Origin of the sequence: Thermosynechococcus sp. OHK43 (assembly GCF_014466085.1) — a bacterium.
GTDB lineage: Bacteria > Cyanobacteriota > Cyanobacteriia > Thermosynechococcales > Thermosynechococcaceae > Thermosynechococcus.
Genome location: NZ_JACOMP010000186.1, coordinates 1 through 6805, shown reverse-complemented (window position 1 = coordinate 6805; position 6805 = coordinate 1). Strand labels below are relative to the sequence as shown.

At 51.1% G+C, this 6805-nt stretch carries 7 protein-coding genes; 1 reads left to right on the top strand and 6 read right to left on the bottom strand.

All coding sequences use genetic code 11. The features are described from left to right. On the top strand, positions 1-1037 hold a 1037-nt coding region (gene rlmD / locus H8Q75_RS07835; RefSeq protein WP_297041078.1), incomplete at its 5' end, for a 23S rRNA (uracil(1939)-C(5))-methyltransferase RlmD. Here the strand turns inward: rlmD and H8Q75_RS07830 are convergent. The 6 genes from H8Q75_RS07830 to H8Q75_RS07805 all read right to left on the bottom strand — a co-directional run. After that, on the bottom strand, positions 1020-1682 hold the full coding sequence (locus H8Q75_RS07830) for a hypothetical protein (RefSeq protein WP_297041076.1): 663 nt from the start codon (positions 1680-1682) through the stop codon (positions 1020-1022). The genes rlmD and H8Q75_RS07830 overlap by 18 nt on opposite strands. Before the next feature lie 21 nt (positions 1683-1703). Further along, a complete protein-coding gene (locus H8Q75_RS07825) occupies positions 1704-3662 on the bottom strand; it encodes a ribulose bisphosphate carboxylase small subunit (RefSeq protein ID WP_024125868.1) in 1959 nt (652 codons plus the stop codon). 18 nt (positions 3663-3680) lie between these two features. Next, positions 3681-3980: a EutN/CcmL family microcompartment protein gene (locus tag H8Q75_RS07820; protein WP_041429302.1), complete on the bottom strand. Its 300-nt coding sequence runs from the start codon at positions 3978-3980 to the stop codon at positions 3681-3683. Further along, positions 3980-4321 (bottom strand): carbon dioxide-concentrating mechanism protein CcmK, encoded by a 342-nt coding sequence (locus H8Q75_RS07815; RefSeq protein WP_011056790.1) that lies wholly within the window; start codon positions 4319-4321, stop codon positions 3980-3982. The genes H8Q75_RS07820 and H8Q75_RS07815 overlap by 1 nt, the downstream gene beginning before the upstream one ends. 96 nt (positions 4322-4417) lie before the next feature. Further along, a complete protein-coding gene (locus tag H8Q75_RS07810) occupies positions 4418-4726 on the bottom strand; it encodes a carbon dioxide-concentrating mechanism protein CcmK (protein ID WP_011056791.1) in 309 nt (102 codons plus the stop codon). A 410-nt stretch (positions 4727-5136) separates the two neighbouring features. Then, on the bottom strand, positions 5137-6805 hold a 1669-nt coding region (locus H8Q75_RS07805), incomplete at its 5' end, for an argonaute PAZ domain-containing protein (protein WP_297041072.1).

Sequence of the window (6805 nt, the reverse complement as noted above, 5' to 3'; positions counted from 1 at the left end):
TCGCTCGTATTGGTCATCTCGAACCCCAAGCCTTTCTACCGATTTTGGCTGCCCCTAACCCCTTTGGCTATCGCAATAAAGTGACGTACCCCCTCCGTCGCCGCCACGGTGCCGTGGTTGCCGGCTATTACCAAAAAGGCTCCCATCACTTGGTGAACCTGAATCAATGTCCGGTGCAGGATCCCCGCCTCAATCCCCTCTTGGCTGCCCTGAAGCAGGCATTACAACCCTGGCCGATCTACAGCGAACAGACCCATGAACCGGGGTTTCGCCACCTTGGTTTGCGCATAGGTCAGCGCACAGGGGAGCAGCTCATTACCCTCGTGCTTGCCGGGCCATTACCCGCTGGTTTGCAGGCAGCGGCAGAAGGTTGGTTACAGCAGTTTCAAGGGGTGATGGGGGTCTGTGTCAACTTCAATCATCAAGTGGGAAATCGCATCTTTGGCGATGAGACACAGGTGCTGGCCGGGCGGCCCTACCTTTGGGAAGAAATGGCAGGGGTGAGGTTTCAGATTGCCTCGACCACTTTTTTTCAAGTCAACACAGCCCAAGCGGAGCAACTGGTCACCACCCTGCGAGACTGGATTGCTCCAACGGGTCAGGAACGACTGGTGGATCTCTACTGTGGCGTGGGGACCCTGAGCCTACCCCTTGCGGGCGCTGTGGCTGAAGTCATTGGTGTTGAAGTGCAGTCTGCCTCGGTACAGCAGGCGATCGCCAACGCCCAACACAATGGCATTAACAATGCTCACTTTGTCTGTGCCAAGGCAGAGGAGTGGCTACCCCAGTACAATCAGGCCGTGGATGTGCTGATTCTTGATCCACCGCGTAAAGGGTGCGATCGCGCCGTTCTTGAGGCCATTCTCCACAACCGTCCCCCACGCATTCTCTATGTCAGTTGTCACCCCGCCACCTTGGCACGGGATCTGGCTCACCTCTGCAGTACCGGTACCTATCAACTAGCAAACATTCAGCCCCTCGATATGTTTCCCCAAACGGCTCATGTAGAAACCATTGCTTTACTGACGACTGCCTAGGGCAGGATTATCCCCCGTGGGTGGGATGGGCCCCACCTGAAACATCTTGGCAAACATCCTACTAACATAGGCTTGACCATAGACCACGTTTGCCTTAGGCCTTGTCGCAGTGCTTGTCTCTGGTGGAGCAGTGGCTGGACTTTCCTGATGACTAGGGGAAGAGTCGGTAGGGTCCTGCTGCTCTGGTGGGGAATTCTCTGAAGGATGGACAGTTGTTGGTGGCTCTCGCCAAGGATCCTCAGGGAAAACAGCCCCCTGTTGGGGGTGACTCGTTTCTGCGGCGGGCGGCCAACGACGACTCCGATCCCCCAGAAGAGAACCGGCGGCCACCACAGCACCAGCCGGAATCGTTGTTTCCATCACCGTGGTACTGGCGCCAATACAGGCATGGGGTTCAACGGTCACCGCCCCAATCAGCAGCACTCCCGCACCAATGTTGACCCCTTCACTAATTGTGATGGTGCCGCCGTGGGCGTGAATGACGCTACCCATGCCAATGCAGACCCCTGCAGCAATCCGAATCGAAGCCCCTGCTTCTGCCCAAAGCAACACCCCCGGTGCCAAAACGGCTTGGGGATCCACCACCACATCACCCACAATGCGAACCGCAGGTGAAGGGGGCAGAGCTAAGGGCGGCAGGGGCATGGGGGCACCTCACAGGGAGGGCTACTTAGCAGCCTGTTGGAGTAGGATTTCGGCCACCCGCTGCTTGCCGACAGGATTAATACCAATCAGCCGCACATACTCGCCACTGTATTCTTGGAGGCAAGCCTGAATCGCAGCAAGGGCTTCATTAAGATTTTTGGCCTCAATGCGGGGGCCACTTTGCCAGGAGTTGGTGCGGTAGCGACGGGCATCCACATGTTCTAGGCCGAGGGTATAGCCCTGTTGCAGGAGTTGCCGGACTTGTTCAATCACCTCTTGACTGAGGCTATGGGTGCTTGTGCCCCCTTGACTGGAGGCGGTTGGACGCGGTGTGAACCCTTGACTACGGGTGCTATTGCCATTGCTGGCGGCTTTGCCATTGGGACGGTGAATAATGGTTTCCAGGACCCGCTGTTTGGCTTGGGGATTGACCCCCACAAGGCGGATATAGTCCCGCTGGTGCTCAGCAAGGAAAGCCTTCAGATCATTGATTTGCTGGGCAGAGGTAATTTTGATGCCGCTTTGCCAAGAACTGGTACGGAAGCGACGCTGATCGGCATACTCGGTGATGACTTGGCAGCCTTGGCGCAACAGGTCTTGAATTTGGTTTACGAGATCGGCACTGAGAAGCGTGTCATTGCCGTCAGAACTGACGGAGACATGACTAGTAGCCACTGGGGTGGGTGCTTTTGTGGCGATCGCCACCGGTCCCTGTGGGCGCTGAATAATTTGCTCAAGGACGCGCCGCTTTTGCTTTTGATCAATGCCAATAAGGCGCACATATTCACCCGCATGTTCTTGGAGACAGGCCTCAAGGGCGGCCAACACCTCCGGCTCCTGTTTGGATTGAATGGGAGCGCAGCTTGTCCAAGAACTCGTGCGATAGCGGCGGGCATCGGCGTGCTCTGTGCCAATTTGATACCCCTGTTGGAGCAACTGCCGCACCTGAGCCACAACGGAGGCATCCAAGGAACCCACTGGCGCTGCGTTCACCGTTGCACTGGGACGAGGGCTACTGCGACTAGCCACAGGTGCTTGACCGGGACGTTGAATGATTTCCTCGAAAACCCGACGCTTGGCCTTGGGATCGACACCAATCAGGCGCACATACTCGCCCTCGTGTTCCTTGAGTCGTTGGGCGATCGCGGCCATTACCTGAGACTCCTGCTGCCCTGTCAAGGTCGGGCCACTTTGCCAAGAGCTAGTGCGATACCGCCGCGCATCGGCATATTCCAAGCTAATTTGGTATCCTTGCTGCAACAATTGCCGGACGTGAGTCCCATAATCTGTGGTCATGGTGTTCTTTTCCCCGGTGAGCATTTCAACGTGTAGGGTGGGTGGATCTTCTTGACGCTGGAGTTCATTCCGAATCGGGGCAATACAGGCAATATTCTCAGCACACTGGTACCCCGATAGCAGCGCTTCATTAATGCCAACCACGTGCTGGGCAAAGTGAATATCTGACTCTTCCACATTCGGCAGGCGATCGGCTTGCTGCTGCGTCGTGATCACCATTCCCGAAGGCACATATTTTCCCGGTGGAATTTCCACATCCTGAATGAGGACGTGCATCATGACCACACAGCCGGCACCAACCCGTGCATTAAACACCGTCGAGCGAAAGCCAATAAAACAGCCATCGCCAATGTAGGCAGGGCCGTGGATCAGTGCCATGTGGGTAATTGAGGCATTATCACCGATCCAGACAGAATACTCTTGGCCATCATCCCCAATCACCCGTCCCTGTTGGAGGCCGTGGATGACGACGCCATCTTGAATATTGGTGCGGGAGCCAATGTGGAAGGGCGTGCCTTCATCGGCACGGATGGAGGTGCCGGGGGCGATGTGAACATAATCTTTGATGCGGACATCGCCGATGAGGTTACTGAAGGAGTGGACGTAAGCCGTGGGGGCAATCTTTGGCTCCGCTAAATCCCTAGACCACGGCGTCGGGGGTGCCGCATAGCTTTGAACCGCCATAGGGAGAAGTCTCCAATGCTAATACTGGGTACGTTTGCTATAGAGCAAATAATTATCCCGACTTACGGTGTCAATAATGGCGACAACGGCTGCGTCAATGGGTTTGTCGGTGCCATTGATAATATAGCGGGCGGCACTGCCTCGGCTTACCAATACCCACTCATCCTGCCCTGCACCAACCGTATCCGCAGCCACTTCGTAGTCGGGTAAAAATTCGCCGTCCTCACCCAGATATTGCAAGACGAGAAACTTGACTCCCGTTAAGGTTTCTTCTTTTTGGGTACTGGTAACGGTGCCGCACACTCGCGCGATTTTCACTATGGGCGACCCATCGGGCGGATACCGCTAACGCTTTCGCGGAATTGTTCGACCGCTTCGGTGTAGCGAATGGGCAGCACGTATTCGAGGTTTTCGTGGGGACGAGCAATGATGTGGGTGGAGAGCACTTGACCCCCATTCACCCGTTTCACGTTTTCAACCCCCGCCGCGACTGAAGCCTGCACTTCAGAAACATCGCCACGGACAATCACGGTGACCCGACCACTCCCGATTTTCTCGTAGCCCACAAGGGTAACGCGAGCGGCTTTCACCATTGCATCTGCGGCTTCCACCACTGCGGGGAAACCAAGGGTTTCAATCATACCGACGGCAATTGCCATTGTAATAACTCCTAAACGTCAAACAACTCAAGAACTAAAAGAACCAGAGGAGCGATAAGCGATGCAACTGAAAACTCCACCAAACTGCCAAACCCCTTAGTTTCGGAATTGCTCCACTGCCTCGGTATAGCGAATGGGCAATACGTACTCAAGGTTTTCGTGGGGACGGGCAATAATGTGCGTGGACAGCACCTCTCCGCCATTGACACGTTTGGCAGAATCAACCCCGGCAGCCACTGAGGCTTGTACTTCGGAGACATCACCCCGCACAATCACGGTGACCCGACCACTCCCAATTTTTTCGTAGCCCACAAGGGTGACCCGAGCGGCTTTTACCATTGCATCTGCTGCTTCGACGACGGCGGGGAATCCGCGCGTTTCAATCATTCCCACAGCAATTGGCATGAGTAAGCTCTCCTAATTAGAATAAGGGTAAGCAGTACAAAAGCTAGAGTTGCAATCAGAGCGATCGCCACAGAAAATAATGACGGGATAGCCGATTGTTATCGTGACGTTGATCACCGTCTCCTTGTCTCTAAAATCAAGCATAGGGTGAGGGGTTTCTTTTGACAATATAATGATTGATAATCTTTTCTGGTTTTTCGTATTATCAAATCTAATTTGAAGCACCTGATGCCGCTTTCAGCCCAAGATAGGTCAATACAAATCGCCTAATTCATAGAATTTTATCTAAAGATAATTATCTCCTCATGGGCTAATTGCCCGATTCAGAGACTTCTGCCTGCACTTGGGTAGAATGCATAGATTATTTCAATTTTATCCTATATTTTGATAGATTGAGGTCTATTTTGTTGTCAAACCGCAATTAACTTTTCTCGATCAATATTCTGCAAAAGGCTGATCTGACCTATCCGCTGAAACTCCTTACTACTTCTATCGGCCAAGTGCAGTACCCAAGGCAGTCGGCAGGAGCTAAATCCGCTGGCAGGATGCAACTGAGTCAAGTGATAGGTCTGCAGAGCCAGTAGCTCTAAAGGTGTATTGCCATAGTGACGCACAACCCGCAGAGGTCTAGCACTGCCAAGGGAGCCAGTTTTCGTCTTGATTACCTCGGTGGTTTGTAATATAAATGAGTTACTTTCAGAATAAAAAATTACAGTGCCCACTTCAGCGTCATCATAGATTATTTCGGTATTGCCTGAATTAGATTCACGTCCCATCCTCCCTGAGCCACTCTTACGGACACTTAGAATATCGACATCAATACGCTGCTGAGTCAGTTCTTTGATTGTTTGTTCAAACTCCCCTTCTTGAACAAGCCCGTCGCGCATCAGTAGTATCTTCTTAGGGTAGGAACCATAGTTGTCTTGGAATTTAAGCACTAGCTTAGACACAATTTGCCAAATTGATTGACCAGAGAAAGTTTCCCCCCGTTGTATATCTGGCAACTCCCAACCCAAGCTTTGACCATTGGCTAAAATTGCAAAAGCAGACGTACCATAGTACAGCTTTCGGTTTGTACTTGTGTCAAAACCGATAATTAAGTCAGCAGCCTGAGGATCATCTAATGGTTTTAGATAGACAGGCTGCCACTTAGCTTTACACAACAGTCCCAAGGCAACATTGAGAGCTTTGTAGGGATTAGCCTGGGGTGTTGGTATCATGAACTGCGTAGCGATTCCTGCCTTTAATGCCTGAATTCGTAGCCTTGTTTTCTCCTCATGGGGCGACCAAGGCATCACTACTAAAACCGTTTTAATTCCTTGAGCAGCCCATTGTTGCCAGAATCTTTGTTGAGCTAGATCATCTTTTGGATAGTCACTTCCTGTAAAACAGGAGTCTATTTTTATCTGCGTGCCACTACTTCTTGCTATGTCCAGCAAGCATTTGCGCACTTCCTCTGGGTATTCAGGTTTATTATTAAATAAATTTAGGCAACCAAATTGCTTTTCGCCAATCTTGGCACAACCATAGGAGCTAATTCTAGCTATTTGATTGATTTCTTTATCATTTCGAGCTAATAGTTTTGCCCGAGGCATGACAAAACCATTAACTTTCATTGGCTCTGGTTGACTGCTGAGATTATAGATGGTTTTGAAAATAATTTGAGCTGTTTTTTGCGATTCTTGTAAACGCGCGTCAATATTTTTCCTGATGCGGGCAAGCGCATCTTGAATTTGACTTTTTTCTCTTCCTTGTTCAGCAATTTTCGCTAAGATTTCCATTGTTAGAACTGGTGATAATCTTTGAGATAAATGATATAGCGGCTTAGCCTTGTAGTCGCTACTTTTCTTAACAATTACAACACGTGACTCATTTATTTCTTGTTCGGTTGCTCCCTCTCGACGGTGATACTCTGCTAAGCTTATTCCTAGCGCTTCTATTTCTGTTTCATTTGGACTTTTATCCGAAAAATTTTCAAGAACCCATGTTTTCTTGTCTTTGTAGGTATTCCTCACGTACTGGATTCGAATATTAGGATATTCACTGAGCCACCACTCAAGTGTGAATAGAGTATAGAAT

Bases quoted from the DNA above. Each gene is read 5' to 3' on its own strand.
- H8Q75_RS07830 (WP_297041076.1), bottom strand. From the start codon at position 1,682: ATGCCCCTGCCGCCCTTAGCTCTGCCCCCTTCACCTGCGGTTCGCATT.
- H8Q75_RS07815 (WP_011056790.1), bottom strand. From the start codon at position 4,321: ATGGCAATTGCCGTCGGTATGATTGAAACCCTTGGTTTCCCCGCAGTG.
- H8Q75_RS07810 (WP_011056791.1), bottom strand. From the start codon at position 4,726: ATGCCAATTGCTGTGGGAATGATTGAAACGCGCGGATTCCCCGCCGTC.
- H8Q75_RS07825 (WP_024125868.1), bottom strand. From the start codon at position 3,662: ATGGCGGTTCAAAGCTATGCGGCACCCCCGACGCCGTGGTCTAGGGAT.